Genomic DNA, 17,886 nt, shown 5'->3' with positions numbered 1-17,886 from the left:
AACAACCTCTTTTTCCGAAGCAGCTAAAGGCAGAACATGAAACCCATTTCAGAATTCACGACAAAAATCCAGTTTCTGTTAACCGACATCGATGACACGATCACGACGAATGGCCAGCTTACAGCGGAATCTTACGCTGCCTTAGCAAAATTGAAGCAGCACGGTATCAAGGTTATTCCTGTCACTGGCCGCCCTGCTGGATGGTGCGACATGATCGCCCGCTTCTGGCCTGTGGATGCCGTGATTGGCGAAAACGGTGGGCTATATTACCGATATCACGAAAGAAAAATGTTCCGCTGGAATTTTGCTAATGATGCAACACTGGTAGAAAATCAAAAAAAACTGCAAGTGATCGCTGCAGAAATTAAACAGAAAGTTCCTAAAGCTGCAATTTCAGCAGACCAATTCTGCCGCATTTACGATTTAGCTGTCGATTTTTGTGAAGACATCCCTCGCCTTTCAGACGAAGAAATTCGCGAAATAGTGGCGATTTTTAAAGCGCATGGCGCAACGGCTAAAGTCAGTTCAATTCACGTCAATGGCTGGTTTGGTGCCTTTAACAAAGTCACAACAGCTAAACTTTTATTACAAAAAGAATTCGGATTAAACGAAGCACAAATTCTTGAACAGTGCGCTTACGTCGGTGATTCGCCAAACGATGAGCCATTATTTGAGAATTTTAAGTACACTTTTGGCGTCGCGAACGTGCGTGATTTCACATCCCAAATGAAACATTTGCCAGCCTATGTAGCGCCTTCTGAATCAGGTCGCGGTTTTTGTGAAATCGTTGAAAAAATTATTTCTAATAAATAGCTTTAAGGCCGACTGAAGCCTTCCAGTCATCAAGAAGTTTAAATTCGCTATCTTGTTCGCCGCGAAAAGCCGAATACTGACCAAACACGTTCATCCAATCAAGCACTGATTTATCGAACTCAAATTGTTCAACACCCGAACTATCCATAAGCGATGTTAAAGAACGAAAGAATAAACTTAAATCTTTAATTTCAAGGGGATCTGTTTTGCGTAACGAGAAATACACATAATTTTGCGATAGAAGCTCTAAACCAGATTTTTGAAAACGTTTGATGTTATCAACTAAGTAAGGTGAAAGTTGCGATGAAGCTAAAAGTGCTTGATCAAACTTTTGCTGATCATAGCCTGCTGAATTGTAAATATACTCAAGTCTTGCATCAAAGTTATCTTCGTAACGAAATCCGGCGACCGCTAAAGTCGACATCGTGCCATCTTGATCACTCGGAAGCATGCGCTGAAATACACCTTCAGCCTGCGGCTCGTAAAATAAATTATTAGCACTGTGTTTAGCATCAGCGTAAATACTTACACCTTCAGTAAACTCGTATTGAAAATATTCACCGATAAAAAAATCAGCGTTATCTGGAATACCAAATGCCAGGCCCAAGAAATTTCTTGTCCCAGCCCAAGCGGTTTCAAACTTTCCGGCCAATTGAGGTTTAAACTTTTCTTCGGCAATCCAGTGAGCCTCGTTATTTGAAACAGGCTCTACCATAAAAACAAAATTGTAATCTGATTTGGCATTCCAGTTTAAACGAAGTAAGGCTTTACCTTTTTCTTTGTACACTAAACTTCTTTGATCGGTATTAAAATGAAAGAACGGATTTGATGGATTTAAAATTTCAGCCGGTCCCCATTGGTAAACCTGAAGCCCTACCGTCGTAAAAATACGATCAGTGATATATTGCTCATAAAAAGCATCAGTAAGATTTAAGTCAGTGTCGCTTTTAGATTCATTTTTTAAAGTTGTCTCGGTTTTATAGTTTTGCTGGTACGACACTATCCTTGGACGAAAAATAATTTTTGCATCGTTAATTAACCACTTAAATTCAGCCCGCTGATCTAAAAACACACCGGTTTCAGGAATATTTAAAACTTCATTGCCGATATTAATAATTGAATCCGCGTAATCACGCTGCTCACCAAATAAATACGCTTCATAACTAAAGCCAAACTCCACGTTTTGCGCCAACGCTGATAACGGAAGTAAAAGTGATAAGACAGAAAGCCATTTACACATAAGTTAAGTTATCGATAATTTTGCTGCGAATAATTTGTCGTGTCGCAAAGTACGTCGCAATTGTTCCTACTGAAAGTAATAAAAGAAAGGCAGCAATGTAAGCTTCAGAATAAAAAGCGATTCTAAAAGCGACAGGCTCAGATAAAATGCCACCTTTATATAAAATCTTAACTGAATTAAACCCCACAGTGAGAATGACGGCCATCACGGCCCCCACCCCGGTTCCCATAATAGATAAAAATAAACTTTCTAAGAAAAACATTTTAACCACTTGCTGTGGTAAAAAACCGATACTGCGCATAGTTCCGATTTCGCGTGTTCTTTCTTTAACTAACTTCACCATCGTGTTTAGAACTGACAACGTTGAAACAATCACTATTACAATCACCACGAAGTTTCTAAAGATCGAAAGAAAATCCATGGTCTTGGTGTACATCTCACCTAAGCGGTGATCTTGCCAGCGCTGCGCTTGCAAGTAAGGTTTATCTTTTAAAATCGTGTTATTGATATAGTCCACAATCGAATAAACCGACCTACCAGGAACTTCTAAAGTGATAAAGCTCACTTTATCGGTGTTCATTAAAGTTTGCGCAGCTTCAAGTGATGTCTGAATATAACGATCATCGACATCTTTATAACCAGCATCCATCAACGCCACGGCCGCAAGATCTACGGCATTTAACTGACCATCGACTGTAGTTGTAGAAATCTGTAAATCTTTAGTTAAACACTCAAAAGGCTTATCAACTTCTGCATAGCCACCGTAAAAAGTTAAGGTGTTTGGATCTTTCACCCAAGTACACGCAAGCTTTCGCGCCAGACCTTGTCCTAAAGCTCCCACAAACGGTGTCTCTTGACGATCTAGCGGTGTGCCGTAAGTCACATTCCATGACCAGTTTTTTCCGCGCAATTTTTCACCGTCAACTAAATCATAACCACGGCCTAGTAAAATCTGCGACTGCACGCCATTGGTGATCATACCTTGAAAGTTCAGATTACGAACAACATGAGGCGCTTTTACCGGATCAGCTTTTACTTTTTGTAAAATATAATCCTGATCTTCTTTCGTAATCCAGAAATCCCAAGGGTTTGTAACGCCCTCTTTTGAATACTGATCTTTATGTTCAATAATAATATCACCCAACATCTGACGATGCTGAAAATTATCGATATACATCGCCTTTACATCGTCGATGTAACCATCAAACAACACCAAAGAAACAAATGAAGCCGATAAGCTTAATAACGCCGAAATCGAATGGCGCCAGTTCTTCAAAGTGTTACGAAAAGCGATCTTAATTAACATTTCTACTATCTCGTTAAATTATTCACATTAAAAATAGAATTCGAAACCTGAGTCACTTTAGGAGCTTTGTAAGTGATCGTACTTTTGTTATTTTGAAATTTAGCATCTGCGATAGCTAATTCACTGATAAACGGAAATGTTTCTCCGCCCGCTGTTAAAGTATTACCGTATTTTAACAGGCCTACTTTGAACGGTTTACCTTGTAATGTTAAAAATTCGGCTTTCATCGCTAGCTTTGTTTTATCGCTGATCCAATAACGAATTTTATCGTAAGTTAAATTTTTAGACTTCGCCGTTAACATTAAAACATGCATTTTTTCGCCGTTTAAGTTTTCGGTCTTTTCGATCACCGCTGAATAATCACGCGCGTAGTGAGTCGAAGCAATATCACCGTTCGCTGCTTGACCTGTTAACTTTTGACGAGCTGAAATTGAAACTGGCTTTTTTAAAGACGGTTTAAAAAACCACATATTGCGGTCATTAAAGATATAAACTTCGCCTTTGTTCTTTGCTGGCTTTGTCGCTTCAACATAAGCATCATCACCTTTAGCTTTAATGTTAAATTCACGCGTGCTACTTTCGCCATTTTCCTCTGTTGCAATCACGGCATTCCACTGCACGCCATCTTTAACGCTTCCACGGGCCCGGTCTGAAGCTTTTAATAAGTCTGAGGCAAGATCAGCTTTTGCATAAAAAGGAATAGCTAATAAAAGAATTAAAAATTTCACGCATCGTCTCCATCTTCGGTGTCATCACCGAAAGTTGAACTATCATTAAGTAAAGCAATTAATTTTGTACGTAATTTGTTTTTGATCACAAAAAACGACGATAAAACTGAAATCGTAAATAAAAGAACGAACACAAAGCTTGCGATATAAAGATTCCATTTTAAAACAAACTGAATTTTGGCACTAGCGCCTGGCGGAAAGAATCGAATATTAGCGGCATTCACCGCACTTGAAACCAAAAATGAAATCACAACACCAATGCCCATGCTAATCACTGATAACAAAACACTTTCGCGCACAAAAAGCTTAACCACATCTAAACTTTTAAAGCCCACCGCACGCAATGTGCCGATTTCACGCGTGCGTTCAATAATACCCATCGTTAATGAGTTGATAATTGTTAAACTCACAGCGGTGCAAATTAAGAATAAAAAGAATCCACCCATCACGTACAGAAATCCCATTGTTCCCTGATGAAGAGCATTGATCTCTGGTGCATCAAAGCGGTAAACATCCGTTGGGTAACCTAAAGTTGATAGTTTCTCTTTAAGCTGTGTGATAAATTTATCAATTGAAACATCTGGCTTTAAATAAATCGAAATAGACTCAACAGCATCCGTAGCTAATAACTCTTGAACTTTTTTAATAGGAATAAGAACCACTGTATCTTCTAGAAACTGCATGCCTGTCGTATGCTCAGCCCCAAGCTCGGCATTGATCGCGTTTAAATCACCGTCTAATGAACGTGCGGCAATCTGAATTGTGTCGTTATCTTTTAACGGGTATTTAAACGAAAGAATCTCAGCAATCTTTGGCGTGATCGAAACTGTCTCAGGATTACGAACAAAAAGGTCCGCATTTTCACGCTGTGATGGCAGCACCCAATCTTTCGCCCACTCTAACAACATTGGCTGAGTTAAAGATTTTTGATAGGCCACCGGATCAAACCCGTAGATCACCACCGGATGTGATTTTGTGCCGTTTGAAAAAAGTCCCGGTACAGAAATCTGCTGACCTGTGTATTCAATTTGCGATTCAAGATCAGCCATCGCTTTTTTAACTTGCTCTTGCTCTTCAACGCTGAACACGTATTTTTTAGGTTTAATCTGGTATTGCTCAATCGCATCTTTTTTATAAATACTGACGTGGCCTTTTTGCGCTGAATACACCGAAGTGGTATCTAAAGCCATTTTAGAACGATAAATGTACGCACCTAAAAGATTAAGTCCGACAAAGCCCACAGTAATCGCCACACCCGTTGATAGCGAACGGCGTTTATTGCGTAATAAATTTCTGTAGGCAAATTTCCAAATCATTGTTCGATCTGACCGTCTTTGATTTTTACAATTTTTTGCACACGGCTCATTAATTTTTCATCATGCGTGCAAAAAAAGAATGTGACATGTCTTGTGCGGTTTAGCTCTAACATCAAATCAATAATTAAATTCGCCGTCTTAGAATCTAAGTTCGCTGTAGGCTCATCAGCTAAAATTAAAGCCGGTGATGTCACCAGCGCACGCGCAATCGCTACACGCTGACGTTGACCACCCGATAACTGATCAGGTCTATGATGCATAAATTCAGCTAAACCGACATCTTTTAGTGCCGCTTCAACTTTAGCTTTTCTTTCTTCAGCTTTAACATCTTTTCTGATCGTTAACGGAAGCTCGACGTTTTCATAAACATTTAATACCGGAACTAAATTGAAAGACTGAAAGATAAAACCAATTTTTTCATTACGCAGAGTACTTTTCTGATTTTCATTTAAGTCTCTAACGTTCTTACCATCAATTAAGATATCACCGCGATCAACACCGTCTAAACAGCCAATAAGATTCAGTAAAGTTGTTTTACCCGAACCTGAAGCCCCAATAAGGGCGGTAAATTCACCTTTGGTCACAACCAAAGAAAGATTTTTAATCGCATCGACATGGGTTTCGCCCAGCTTATAACTCTTTGATATATTTCTGATTTCTACGACTGATGACATAGAGCTATTGTCTGCTCTGTCTACACCTTTGACAACCATTTATTGTTTTCATCCAGCTCGTGTTTTTTCACCCCAAACAGACCTAAATAGAGTATCTTCTGACCCATGATTGAATTTAGAAAAAGACTGTTTTTATTTTATGTTGGCTTATTTACGGTAATCTACTTAGGTAAGCAGCTTGCTGCAGAGCAAAGCGCTATTATGGCCAAAGCCACAATCGGCTTTCAGTCATTAGTCACGTACATGAACTAGTGCTAAAGCACTTATATAATTAGCTTTTATTAAGCGCTCTTAGATTGAAGAGCGCTTTTTTTATTTCTTACGCTTGTCCTTGGCGTTTAAGGTTTTAAACCACAGATCCCAGCCATTAAAATACAGACCGAAATTAGAACTTGAAACTTGATGATGAATATTATGGTGCGTAGGCGTTGTGATCCAGCGCCCCCACCAGCTATCCTGCACCTTTTCAGAAAACACTTCGTAACCTAAATGCCCCGCCAGATTAGCCATATCAGTTAAAATCAAAATCACGGCTAACATCGGCACACTCACGCTGGTTAAAAAGAAAAACGGAAAGAAATAAAGCATATTCGCAAATGCTTCAATCGGATGAAACGAATACGTCGCCCAAGGTGTTGGGTTTAACGATCTGTGATGAACCACATGCACATTGCGATATAACCAACGGTTCTGGTGCATAATCTTATGCAAAAAATAAAAGAACGGATCATAGATCATCACGTAAATTAACAGCGCCACCAGATCTTTCCATAAGGGCTGCTCGGGTACGATATGCACAATGCCTTGTTCATTGAGTTTATAGATGAAGAAAAAACACAAAGCCTGAATCACCAGCGTGTAAGCTGAATACTTCATTTCTAACTTAACTTGCGGTTTAGCACGCTCTTGCACCTGGATTTTTTTAAACATGCTTAACCAAGATGGCTTAAGCATCCAAAAAACATAGTACGCCGACCCCATGATCGTACTGTATTTAATCGTTCCAAAAGCTAAGATGGCTAAAAAAACCAACAAGTCATTAGAGCTGATCATAAAACATTCTCAGAGGTAATAAAGTTGAACTGTTAATTGGTAAATTCAATTCTACTGATTTATCTAATCGTGTTGCGCTTTCCGGTGAAATATCTTTTTCAAAAGCTTGCGTGGCCTGTTTCGCTAAACGAGCATGATCAAATAACGCAATTGACTCGCCTTCCATTTTTTCAGAGCGAGGGTGATAGTTGTAACTTCCGATCAAGAATAAACGCTGGTCAACGATCATAAACTTAGAATGAAGCGTACTACCTTTACGTAAATAAACTTCAGCTCCGATATCAGCTAATTTTTTTGCTGAACGTGTAATCGGTAGTGCCACCACAGGTTCGTCTACGCTATCCATAGAATTAGTTAAAACACGCACGCGCACGCCACGATCAACCGCAGCTTTGATTTCATTTAATAGCGCCGGAAACACGATCACATAGGCATTTTCAATATCCACAGTTTTTTCCGCACCACGAATAGTCTTCATCGTGGCTAATAAAATTTCGTGCTGGTCATCTACATTGGTTGGTTGATGTTCAATAATCATCGCACGGCCATCAACCTTGCTAGAAACTTGCTTTTTAACTTTTACGATTTTCTTTAACGCTAGATCCTGGTCATCAATTTGTTTATTCCATAGTGTCGTAAATAATCGCTGTGTTTGCTCTGCCGTTTCACCTTCGATGGCTACGTCCGTATCACGCCAGAAGTTTTTAGCTTCACCCGCTTTATGACTATAAGTATCGCCTGGGTTCATCCCGCCCATGATCGTTAATGACTCATCGACAATTAAAATCTTACGGTGCTGCCCCATAAACGTAGCCTTCGGATTATACCAACGAACAACTGAAACACCATTTTCTTGCATACGTTTGACGTTTTCTTTGTAACCAACACGGTGGCTCACTTGACCATCTACGATCAAACGCACTTTCACACCCTCTTTAGCTTTATCAATTAAAAGATCCGCTAACTCTTGTCCGGTTTTATCGTCTAACACAGCCCAAGTAAGCATGTTGATCGATTCTTTCGCGTTAGCCATAGCTGAATCACGTAAAGCAAATGAAGCCGGGCCATCAATTAACAATCTCGCATTTTGTGTTGGATAAAATTGAGCATTCGCTGCATCTGCCAATTCAGCAAAATAATTGCTGTCAGATAAACGCGTTTGTTTTTGCGCATCTTGTTCAAAACCGTTTAATTTTAACTCTAATTTTTTTGAAAGATTAGTCCATGACTCTGTAGAAAACTTTCTTAATGAACGAGCTGAAGTAATTGTGGCATCAATTGTTGATAATAGAATTAATTTTTCATCTGGCGTAATGGCTTTAACGAGTGAACCAAAATGAGCATCTTTTTTAAGGGTCTCAACCAGCGTTGAAATAAATGGGACTAATTTTCCTTCACCGTGAAGTGTGATTAATAAATTTAAAATTTCATTTTCAACAGCTGTAAGATCAGCTTCAGCTAAGTCGACAATCACACTTTGGCCATGCGCATTTTTAATAATACCTAACTGTGCACTTGGGTTAATTAAATGACCTTTTGAAGCCCAGATCGCAACAAGTTCTTTAATTCTGAATTCAACATCGTTACTTACATCTGAAAAAACACTGTCCACCAAATCAAGATCAAAAATTTTAACAACCGACGGGTGCAATAACTGAATATCTAACACCTCGTGAGCCCCACTCACCTTAGCTACAAGCTCTTGGAATTTAAGCTTTAATTCATGAGCGATATCTTCAAACATTTGCCCCACGTACCCCACGCCAAAGAACGGAGTGGGCGCGGCCTCTTCTGCGGAAAAGCCCTTGTGAGGAGCTAAAATCGAGATAGTAAGGACACCGGCTAAAGCAACAGAGAGTGGTTTATTCTTTTTCATAACAATATCAAGCTGCTATCCGTGTTCCAAAGTGAGTTTTGACACGTTAGTTTAGGCGCTAAAAGACTGTCTAAGAGTTTAACAGGTGCCCTGTTTTGCGGAGCTAATCTTTAGCTACGGTTTTAAAAAGCTGGTCAAACCAGGGTAAGAAAAAGCCATAATTTGAATGCGGAATCTTATGGTGCAGGCTATGGCGTTTTGAAAAACTTAATAAACTACTTTGGCTGGCCTGCGGAAAAAAATCGACATTCGAATGCCCTAAGACATTCATCGAAATGCTCATCGCTGGCAACACCATAATTGAATAAAACTGAAAGTCATGAAAAAGCATTACTACAGGCATTACAGCTCCTAAAATCACCCCTTCAGTCCAATGAAAACTGTAGGCCGAAAATGGTGACGGTACAAAAGAGTAATGATGATCAACATGATATTTGTAGAGCGATTTTAAGTGAAACAAACGATGGAATGTGTAGAAGTAAATTTCATTCCAAAAAAATAACACCACAACCTCAATTAAAAAAGTTGTCCACGTAAATTCAAAATTATATTTGTAAATTCCGCGCTTTAAGCCTTCGCAGAGCAAAATAGCTAAAAGCGAAAACATAAAAATAGATAAGAACGAACTTTTAATTTCAGTCCTAATTTGGCCAGGTCGAAAATCTTTATTTTGCACCTTAGGCCATAATTTTTTTACACAAAATAAATAATACGAAATGCTGCAAAAAGAAAAATACAGAACAGAAAAGCTCACAAAGCTTACCAAAAAGAATTGCCAGTGGTTAAGACTTAAAACTAACTGTTCTAGATTCATGACTTAGGCGCTTTTCATTTTTTCGCGCTGTTCAAGTTTCTTCATCACTAAAAACCAATGCCCCATCTCAGTTGATAGCCCATGAAGCACTAAACGAAACCCTGCACTTAAAGTGATTAGAGAAACCAGCGGATGTTTGTTGTTCACCAAAACTAAATGTTGGTGTGAATTTAAAATTGTTGCCGCGTAAACACCGATTGTTTCATCTAACTGTAACGAATTCGTGGCACGCCAGAAATCATTGTCTGTTAAGAAAAACTGGTAAACCGGAGTGTATAATTCAATCGCCGTTTCTAAATCGATAAAATTAAAAAACCCGTCTTTCGGCATCTCGATATCAAATTCACCCTCTGTCAGCATTGAAAAATCAGGTGCTTCCAAAGGTTTAATCTTAAGGCCTTTTTCACGTAGTTCTTTATTTAAATTAATAACGAAATTAAAAAGATTTAAATCATGAGTTAAGAATAAGTGATTTTTTAAATCTTCTAAATTTTTAGGACGCAGAGGATTCATCGGAACTTTTACGCCTGGAACATTTCCACCGACAAAAGCTAAAATCTCCGAACCTAACCAAAAGTGGCGCAAAATCAGATAATTTGCTTCTTTTTTTACGAAGTATTTTAAACCCCAGTAAATAAGTTGATGTAATAAGCGCGAAGCACGCCAGTCAATCGGCGATAAAGCTTTAATCACTTGAAAAATAACAATCAGCACTTTCGAAAACACACGCGCAAACGGCAGAACAAATTGACGTGAATTTGAGCTCGAGTTCGTAAGCCACAATGTTTTAGCTGAAGGACGAATCGGCGTACTTTGATCTAAATACAGCGCATGCCACGGACTTGGATCATCCGGATCATGCTGCATGTTTGCGAACATGTCTTCTGGTTTCATCATCATAAAACTTGCTCCCACTGGGCATGGTAAAGCTCAGCCACTTTTTTCGCTGTCGCTAAAATATCATCGTAAGCTTTTGGCTCTAAAGTTAATGCCAATTCAACGGCATTCGCCCAACGCTCTAAGTGCTTCACATCGTTTTCACCGTGATACTCTAAGAACTTAAATACATTCATTTGCAGATTTAAGCTTTTCTTTAAAAACGGCAACATTGTCGGAATAATCTTCTGACCCGTTCCTTCGATAATAAAAATACCGCCCAATAAGCCTAATGGATTTTCTGAATTTGCACGCTCATACATGTACTTATTAAGCGCTTCTCCGCCAGGGTTACGCTTTAGATCATCGATATCTTTTTTACCACCTGAGTTTTGATAATCAGCATAGAGCACTTTGAAGTCGAATTGTTCTTCACCGGCATGCTCTTCAATCAGCTCTTGAATACCTTCAAACTTATTTGAAAGATTTGAAATCGCCGTGCGCATCCATTTAGAACCTTCACGCACTTGCGGAATCCAGTTTTCCATCCACTGTTGGTAATTCTCTACAGTAAATTCATTATTAAATATCTTATGCGCAAATTCAGTGCGGTAAACGCTTGAACGGTAATTGTGCCAAACACTACCAAGTTCTAATAATAAGTTTTCAACTAATTTACGCTCTGACTTCGGTCTTGAAATTTGTGGAGCTTTGCCATTTTCTAAAACTTCAAACAGCATAAATGAAACCGTAAAGCGGCCCGATTCAGGAATAAAACAAAGAATCTTTTCGCCGGCTTTTGGCTTTTTCGTTTTCATAAACTCATCAAGCATGATGAAAATCGAAGCAGCACCCGTGTTACCCTTTGTCGTTAAATTAGAAAACCATTTCTCCGACGGAATTCTTAATCCCGCTTTATCCATTAACGTGTTCACTACACCAGAAAATCTTTCCGAAGAGTAGTGGCATAAGAAATGATCCACATGATTTGGATCAATTTCATTTTTTAAAACTAAGTTAATAAATTCACTGATTCCTACGTCGAATAAATTAGGTAATAAACGAATATCTTGGCGAAGTAAGAATGAACCCGCTTTTTCAGCTTCTTGTAATGACGAATAATCTAAATAACTTTTTTTAGACTCATTCCACGGCGAACCAATCTGCATACATGTCGGATAATCACCGCTGAAAGATTTTAAATGAATCCAATTAAGTTTTAACGAAACACCCGTTTCGCGCGGTTTGTTTTCAAATAACACCGCGCCCGATCCATCCGACAACATCCAACGTAAAAAATGCGAATCGAAATCTAAGTTTTCTTCGATCTGTTGAAAGCGCGAAGCTTTAAATAAACGTGATGGAAATTCCGTAGCTAATGCCACAGAACGATTAAACTCACCAAGCTCAACCACCGAAGCTGCCGCTTTCATCGCAGCAACGCCCGAAGCACAGATGCCGTTAAAGCTCATCGTTTGCATCGGTGCTGCTCGCAGCTGTCCTTGCACAAGATTGGCAAAACCTGGAGCTGCTAAATCTGCTCCAACAGTTCCCGTTGCTAAAAACGGAACATCATTCATTTTTACGCCGGTATTTTCTAAGGTATTTTCGATGGCTTTAATCGCCATATCTGAAGATGAAAACTGAGTACGACCTTCTTTATCGATCCCATAGTGACGAGATTTAATTCCGTTTTCAGCTAAGATTCTGCGTTTTATGCGGCTTGATTGTGTATTGATCGAACCAATGTAAGCATCCATCTCGTCATTGTTGACGGCGGGCCCTGGTAAAAACGATCCTGTTGAATTCAAATAAACATTCTTAAAATACGCAGGCATACGATCTCCTTAGACGGAATACACTGCTAATATTTTAAACTATTAATTCACTTTACCAATATATTTCAGGTGTTCTGGTCTTTTGTCATCCCATACAAAATGATGGATGGAACCATTGTGAAATTGTGTCAAATCCCATTCGACGCCTTGATGAAATGCGAACGTTAGTGCACGCATAACCATACCATGGGCAAACACCGCAATATTTTGATTCAGGTTGTTTTGCGCGATATCTAAAACGGCCTCGCGAACACGGACCATCATCTGTCTTTTTGACTCCCCGTTCGGGTATCTAAAGTCTAGGTCACGCTCTTCATACGAACGCCAACGTTCGATATGTCCTGCTCCAAATTTTTCGGTCATTTCTTCGTAAGTTAAACCTTCGGCTTCACCGATATTGGTTTCTTGCAGACGATCATCTTTTTGAATAGGAAGTTTGATATCTTGAATCGCGATCAGCGCTGTTTCGTAAGCGCGAATCAGCGAACTTGAAATGACTAAATCAATTTTTAATTCAGTCATACGTGGACACAAGCCAAGAGCTTGCTCTCTCCCCAATTCATTCAGGGGAATATCAGTACGGCCTTGGAATCGTTTAGCACGATTCCAATCCGTCTCACCATGTCGAATAAGAAACAAATTTTTAGTTTTCATAGCGTCCTGCTAACCTTTCTCGACACGTTAAAAAAGAACTACTTCTTTTTCTTAGCTTTGATCATGCGTTTTTTCTTAGTGATTCTTTTCATTTTGTGACGAGCTGATTTGTTTTTAGTGTTCTTTTTTTTGCCACCGATTTTTAATGCCATGGTCTTTTTCCTTTTCTTGAGGGCCAGTAAATCCAGCCCATTTATATAAATCTATTTAAAATTATTTTTTGTTCGTTAACAATGCCGCAAATGGATTATTTGTAAATCCACCGTTGCGAGGACCTTGATCACGGTTTTGACCGCCACCGAAGCCACCACCTTGAGGGCGCGGACCACGGTCGCCTTGCGGACGAGGACTACGATCACCCTGAGGACGGTTTCCACCTTGTGGACGTGCACCTTGAGCATTTCCTTCTTTCATATCACGGAAAGATTTGTGCTCAGGAGCTGCTTCAAGTTTCATTGTAAGAGCTACTTGGTTTTTCGCTAAATCAATTTTTAAAACTTTAACAGTCACTTGATCGCCTGGATTTACAACTTTACGTGGATCTTCAACGAACTTGTGAGCAAGTTCAGAAATATGCACTAATCCATCTTGGTGAACACCGATGTCGACGAACGCACCGAAGTTAGTAACGTTAGTCACGATACCTGGGCAGATCATACCTTCTTTTAAGTCTTTAACTTCAAAGATATCTTCTTTGAATTGAAATACTTTATACGGATCACGAGGGTCACGACCTGGTTTTTCTAACTCTTTGTAAATGTCATCGAAAGTGAATTCACCCACGATTTTTGCCCATTTAGTACGAGAAGCCACAAGTTGTTTTGCACCTTCACCAACAAGCTCATTGATATTTACATTTAGATCGGTAGCCATATCACGAACAGCGCCGTAACGCTCTGGATGGATACCTGTAGAATCTAAGAACACTTTACCATTTAAAATTCTTAAGAAACCCGCTGCTTGTTCGAAAACTTTAGCTGTGAATCTTGGAACTTTATTTAATTCAGAACGATCAGTGAAAAGACCATTTTTCTTTCTGTGATCAACGATAGCTTGCGCTAAACCCGGACCAATACCAGAAACGTGAGATAATAAAGAAGATGATGCAGTATTCACATCAACACCTACGTTATTCACGCAAGACTCAACCACAGCCTCTAGGCCTTTTTTAAGTTGGGATTGGTTCACGTCATGTTGGTACTGACCAACGCCGATAGATTTCGGATCGATTTTAACTAATTCAGCTAAAGGATCTTGTAAACGACGAGCGATCGAGATCGCGCCTTTCACAGTCACATCTAAATCTGGAAATTCAGCACGGGCCACTTCAGAAGCCGAGTAAACAGAGGCACCTGATTCATTCACCATAACAACTGGAATTTCAGCTTTACCGATGTCTTTTAAAACTTTCTTTAAGAAAATTTCTGTCTCTCGACCTGCAGTACCGTTACCAACCGCAATCGCTTCGATTTTGATTTGCTTAGTTACTTCGTTAACAAGTGTTTTCGCCATTTGTTCAGCGTTGTCACCTAACGTATACATCACCGTGTGAGAAACGTAGTTACCACCTTTATCAACTAAAGCCACCTTACAACCAGTACGTAAACCAGGGTCAACGCCAAGTACGCAACGTGGTCCAAACGGTGAACCTAATAAAACTCTGCGCACGTTTTCAGAGAAAACTTTAATCGCATGTTCATCAGATTTTTCTTTTAATTTCGCGTGCACTTCATTTTTAACAGAAGGAACAACGTAAACGTTCATTGCTAAACGAGCTGATTCTTTTAAGTAAGTACCAATCGCGTTTTCAGGGGTCGTCGTCGCAAATTTTTCGTACATCATTAATAAGATGTCGTCTTCAGCCGTGATCTCAACAGTTAACTCTTCTTCTTCCCAACCGCGTTTCATAGCCATATAACGGTGAGAAGCTTTTTCTTCTAATAAATTCTTAACTGAATCGCTGTAGTCTTTAGTGTACATTTCATATTTTGAATTTGGTTTAAGACCTTTAGCTGCTTTCGCGCTAACTTTACCTTTTTCAAAATAATTCTGAACAACTTTTTCACGTAAAGAAGCTTCATTGGCGATTTTCTCAACGATAATATCTTGAGCACCTTTTAAAGCGTCATCGTAAGTAACAATCTTAGCATCTGGATTTAAGAAAGATTTCGCTTTCACTTCCATAGTCGTAGCATCTTTTGCAGTGCCATGACCCATGTCCCAGATCCAGTTAGCTAACGGCTCTAAACCAGCATCGCGCGCTACTGTCGCTTTTGTTTTTTTCTTTTTCTTGAATGGTTTGTAGATCTCTTCAAGTTCGTTAAGATCCCAAGAAAGACCAATACGCTTTTCTAATTCTGGCGTTAAGTTTTTTTGCTCGCCGATTTCTTTAACTAAGAAAGCTTTACGTTTAACGATTTCTTGGTAAGTTTCATTCGCTTCGATAACTGCGCGAATTTGCACTTCATCTAAGTTACCTGTTTTTTCTTTACGGTAACGAGCGATGAACGGAACTGTTCCGCCCTCAGCTGTTAATTCTAAAACTGCAGCTGCAGATTTTAAAGGAACAGCAGGAACAAAACGAGTTAAATACTGACCTAACATTTGATCCATAAAAAACCTCTGTGACTATCTATTATGTAATTATTCTGTAAGTTTGTGAGAATGTTATTCTTGTTTGAATTATTTGTGACGATACATGATTAAGCCGTGAGTTGGATCGTAAGGAGAAACTCCTACACTCACACGGTCACCAACTACGATACGGATATTGAATCTACGCATTTTTCCGCAAAGTTTGGCGTTAACTACTACTTTATTGGTCTCAAGCTCAACCTTGTAAAGGCCACCAGCTAGAGCATCCACTACTTTTCCATCCAATTGTACTAAATCATCTTTTGCCATGCAGGAGATATCTTAAGAGGCCTTATAGTTACTAATCAACATCTTTATTCCGTTTTCAAACAGAACTTCGAGACGGTTATTTTCATTGCTTAAAACAAAACCCCACCCTAAAACTTTGTGTTGAAGTGGCTTAAGAGCGTCAAAACTATCTGTCATTTTGTAAGCGGCCGCTTTATCTTTTCCGTGACGTTTAAATAACTCCTGCCATTTTGCTTTTTCGTCAGCAGCATTTCCACGTTCAATTTTGATTGGTTTAATTTTAGCGTTTTTTTCCGCAGCAACTTTTGCCGCGTTGATATTAGCCATTTCTTCTTTGGCTTTTTCGATTAATAAATCGCCCTGATCTTTAGGATTTAAAGCTTCTGATGCTTTTTCAGATCCTTTTTTTGTCATTAAGGCAGGCTTAGACACGGGATCGGCTTTGGCTGCAGCTTTTGCAGGCTTAGCAGGAGCTGCTGCTTTCGCAGGAGCGGCTTTCGTAGCTTTCGCTGCAGGCTTAGCCGGAGGAGCCTTCTTTACTGGGGCTGCCGGTTTTTTTGCTGCTACTTTTGCTACAGGTTTTGCTGCCTTTTTTGGTGCAGTTGCTTTTTTAGCCATTACTCAATCTCCATGAAAAATAATGTCTTATTTATTTAATCAACTATTTATGTATATCTTGCGCCATGTCTCGGACAAGTAAAATGCTGTCTTTTCTGTTGCGAAGCATTACTCTAGGGTCATGAATTCACAGGTAAACCAAATGTCGGTCGAAGCCTCGGCCATTACCGCTTCTTGTCCTTCACTTAAACTAGTGCAATCGCAAACAAGCACATTTACCCAGGTGGCGCCGCCCACTTCGGCAACGGCTACCAGCTTGGTTTTCGCAGGAACGGACGAGCTTTTACAACAAGCCTTAAAACAAAATGCTTTAGGCTACGTAATTCCAGAAAAACTTCTCCCTCAGGTTCAAAATGCCTTTGATAAAAGTAAATCTCTTTGGACAACGACAAATATTCACATGTCGATGGCCGAGGTGTTAAAACTTTTTAACGGCTACAAACCCATGAATATCGGAATTCACCCCCAAGCGGCGATTGATCCGTCAGCCCGTTTAGGAAAAAACGTAATCGTTGAAGCCTTTGCGGTGATCGGAAAAAACGTCGTGATCGGCGATAACTGTATTATTGGAGCCCAATCCGTTCTAGAAAATGGCTCTTCTGTTGGCGAAGGCAGTCATTTATCTGCGCAAGTTTTCTTAGGTTTTAACTGTCACATCGGCAAAAACTGTATCGTCGGCCCGCAAAACGTATTTGGCTCTGATGGTTTCGGATTCGTAACTGATAAACAAGGCAATCACCATAAAATTCCACAAATCGGAAACGTGGTTGTCGAAGATAATTGCGAGTTCGGAGCTTTATGCGCCATCGACCGCGCAGCCTTAACAGAGACGCGTATTCGCAAAGGTTCAAAATTTGATAATTTCATTCACATCGCCCACAACTGCGAAATCGGAGAAAACGCTCTGATCACCGCAGGCTTTATCGTGGCGGGTTCAACTAAAATCGGAAAACAATTTATCGCAGCTGGTGGCGCCGGAGTTTTAGGCCACTTAACAGTGGCCGATAATGTGGTTCTTACAGCGCGCACTGGTGTTATCAGCTCCATCGACAAGCCAGGCGTCTACGGTGGCTACCCTCACCTGGAACAAAAAGAAAATTTAAAGATTATGATGTCACAGCAAAGTCTGCCTAGAATACGCAGATCTGTGGCAAAGATCCTAAAACATTTAGGATTAGAAGAATAACAACCGGCAGG

General features: G+C 39.7%; 17 protein-coding genes. 3 read left to right on the top strand and 14 right to left on the bottom strand.

Annotation, left to right across the window (positions count from 1 at the left end; all coding sequences use genetic code 11):
* Positions 1 to 36: 36 nt before the first annotated feature.
* The gene (locus ACKWCF_RS03785) at positions 37 to 813 is read left to right on the top strand and encodes an HAD family hydrolase (protein WP_409479365.1); all 777 of its coding nucleotides are present in this window, start codon (positions 37 to 39) and stop codon (positions 811 to 813) included.
* Here ACKWCF_RS03785 and ACKWCF_RS03780 read toward each other — a convergent pair.
* The 5 genes from ACKWCF_RS03780 to ACKWCF_RS03760 are packed head-to-tail and all read right to left on the bottom strand — an operon-like array spanning position 803 to position 6,077.
* A complete protein-coding gene (locus tag ACKWCF_RS03780; protein ID WP_409479364.1) occupies positions 803 to 2,053 on the bottom strand; it encodes a hypothetical protein in 1,251 nt (416 codons plus the stop codon). The two genes, ACKWCF_RS03785 and ACKWCF_RS03780, sit on opposite strands and share 11 nt — an antisense overlap.
* Positions 2,046 to 3,359: an ABC transporter permease gene (locus tag ACKWCF_RS03775; protein ID WP_409479363.1), complete on the bottom strand. Its 1,314-nt coding sequence runs from the start codon at positions 3,357 to 3,359 to the stop codon at positions 2,046 to 2,048. The genes ACKWCF_RS03780 and ACKWCF_RS03775 overlap by 8 nt, the downstream gene beginning before the upstream one ends.
* Before the next feature lie 5 nt (positions 3,360 to 3,364).
* Positions 3,365 to 4,087 carry an outer membrane lipoprotein-sorting protein gene (locus ACKWCF_RS03770; protein WP_409479362.1) on the bottom strand — a complete coding sequence of 241 codons (723 nt, stop codon included), beginning with the start codon at positions 4,085 to 4,087 and terminating at the stop codon, positions 3,365 to 3,367.
* On the bottom strand, positions 4,084 to 5,403 hold the full coding sequence (locus ACKWCF_RS03765; RefSeq protein WP_409479361.1) for an ABC transporter permease: 1,320 nt from the start codon (positions 5,401 to 5,403) through the stop codon (positions 4,084 to 4,086). The genes ACKWCF_RS03770 and ACKWCF_RS03765 overlap by 4 nt, the downstream gene beginning before the upstream one ends.
* On the bottom strand, positions 5,400 to 6,077 hold the full coding sequence (locus ACKWCF_RS03760) for an ABC transporter ATP-binding protein (RefSeq protein ID WP_409479360.1): 678 nt from the start codon (positions 6,075 to 6,077) through the stop codon (positions 5,400 to 5,402). The genes ACKWCF_RS03765 and ACKWCF_RS03760 overlap by 4 nt, the downstream gene beginning before the upstream one ends.
* A 105-nt stretch (positions 6,078 to 6,182) precedes the next feature.
* Here ACKWCF_RS03760 and ACKWCF_RS03755 point away from each other — a divergent pair, with 105 nt between their 5' ends.
* Entirely contained in the window at positions 6,183 to 6,329 is a 147-nt protein-coding gene (locus ACKWCF_RS03755; RefSeq protein WP_409479359.1) for a hypothetical protein, read from the top strand.
* Between the two features lie 60 nt (positions 6,330 to 6,389).
* On the opposite strand, the gene ACKWCF_RS03750 is transcribed toward ACKWCF_RS03755, so the two are convergent.
* The 9 genes from ACKWCF_RS03750 to ACKWCF_RS03710 form a co-directional block, all read right to left on the bottom strand.
* The gene (locus tag ACKWCF_RS03750; RefSeq protein ID WP_409479358.1) at positions 6,390 to 7,130 is read right to left on the bottom strand and encodes a sterol desaturase family protein; all 741 of its coding nucleotides are present in this window, start codon (positions 7,128 to 7,130) and stop codon (positions 6,390 to 6,392) included.
* Positions 7,117 to 9,006: a phospholipase D-like domain-containing protein gene (locus ACKWCF_RS03745; RefSeq protein WP_409479357.1), complete on the bottom strand. Its 1,890-nt coding sequence runs from the start codon at positions 9,004 to 9,006 to the stop codon at positions 7,117 to 7,119. The genes ACKWCF_RS03750 and ACKWCF_RS03745 overlap by 14 nt, the downstream gene beginning before the upstream one ends.
* A gap of 103 nt (positions 9,007 to 9,109) precedes the next feature.
* A complete protein-coding gene (locus ACKWCF_RS03740) occupies positions 9,110 to 9,613 on the bottom strand; it encodes a sterol desaturase family protein (protein WP_409479356.1) in 504 nt (167 codons plus the stop codon).
* A gap of 210 nt (positions 9,614 to 9,823) precedes the next feature.
* Positions 9,824 to 10,717, bottom strand: a complete 894-nt coding sequence (locus tag ACKWCF_RS03735; protein WP_409480244.1) for a DUF6999 family protein — start codon at positions 10,715 to 10,717, stop codon at positions 9,824 to 9,826.
* Positions 10,717 to 12,534, bottom strand: coding sequence for a 3-oxoacyl-[acyl-carrier-protein] synthase III C-terminal domain-containing protein (locus ACKWCF_RS03730; RefSeq protein WP_409479355.1), 1,818 nt, complete (start codon positions 12,532 to 12,534; stop codon positions 10,717 to 10,719). Before ACKWCF_RS03730 ends, ACKWCF_RS03735 begins: the two co-directional genes overlap by 1 nt.
* A 42-nt stretch (positions 12,535 to 12,576) precedes the next feature.
* The gene (locus ACKWCF_RS03725) at positions 12,577 to 13,188 is read right to left on the bottom strand and encodes a histidine phosphatase family protein (protein ID WP_409479354.1); all 612 of its coding nucleotides are present in this window, start codon (positions 13,186 to 13,188) and stop codon (positions 12,577 to 12,579) included.
* A 213-nt stretch (positions 13,189 to 13,401) separates the two neighbouring features.
* Positions 13,402 to 15,801, bottom strand: coding sequence for a helix-hairpin-helix domain-containing protein (locus ACKWCF_RS03720; protein WP_409479353.1), 2,400 nt, complete (start codon positions 15,799 to 15,801; stop codon positions 13,402 to 13,404).
* 69 nt (positions 15,802 to 15,870) lie between these two features.
* The gene (gene infA, locus ACKWCF_RS03715; protein ID WP_409479352.1) at positions 15,871 to 16,092 is read right to left on the bottom strand and encodes a translation initiation factor IF-1; all 222 of its coding nucleotides are present in this window, start codon (positions 16,090 to 16,092) and stop codon (positions 15,871 to 15,873) included.
* A gap of 12 nt (positions 16,093 to 16,104) precedes the next feature.
* Positions 16,105 to 16,689, bottom strand: coding sequence for a hypothetical protein (locus ACKWCF_RS03710; RefSeq protein WP_409479351.1), 585 nt, complete (start codon positions 16,687 to 16,689; stop codon positions 16,105 to 16,107).
* A 121-nt stretch (positions 16,690 to 16,810) separates the two neighbouring features.
* Between ACKWCF_RS03710 and lpxD the strand changes: the two genes are divergently transcribed.
* Positions 16,811 to 17,875, top strand: coding sequence for a UDP-3-O-(3-hydroxymyristoyl)glucosamine N-acyltransferase (gene lpxD / locus ACKWCF_RS03705; RefSeq protein WP_409479350.1), 1,065 nt, complete (start codon positions 16,811 to 16,813; stop codon positions 17,873 to 17,875).
* Positions 17,876 to 17,886: the final 11 nt, after the last annotated feature.

The sequence above is a fragment of the Pseudobdellovibrio sp. HCB154 genome (assembly GCF_046267985.1).
GTDB lineage: Bacteria > Bdellovibrionota > Bdellovibrionia > Bdellovibrionales > Bdellovibrionaceae > Pseudobdellovibrio.
Note: the sequence above shows the minus strand (reverse complement) of the source record. Positions and strands in the feature narration are given on the sequence as shown.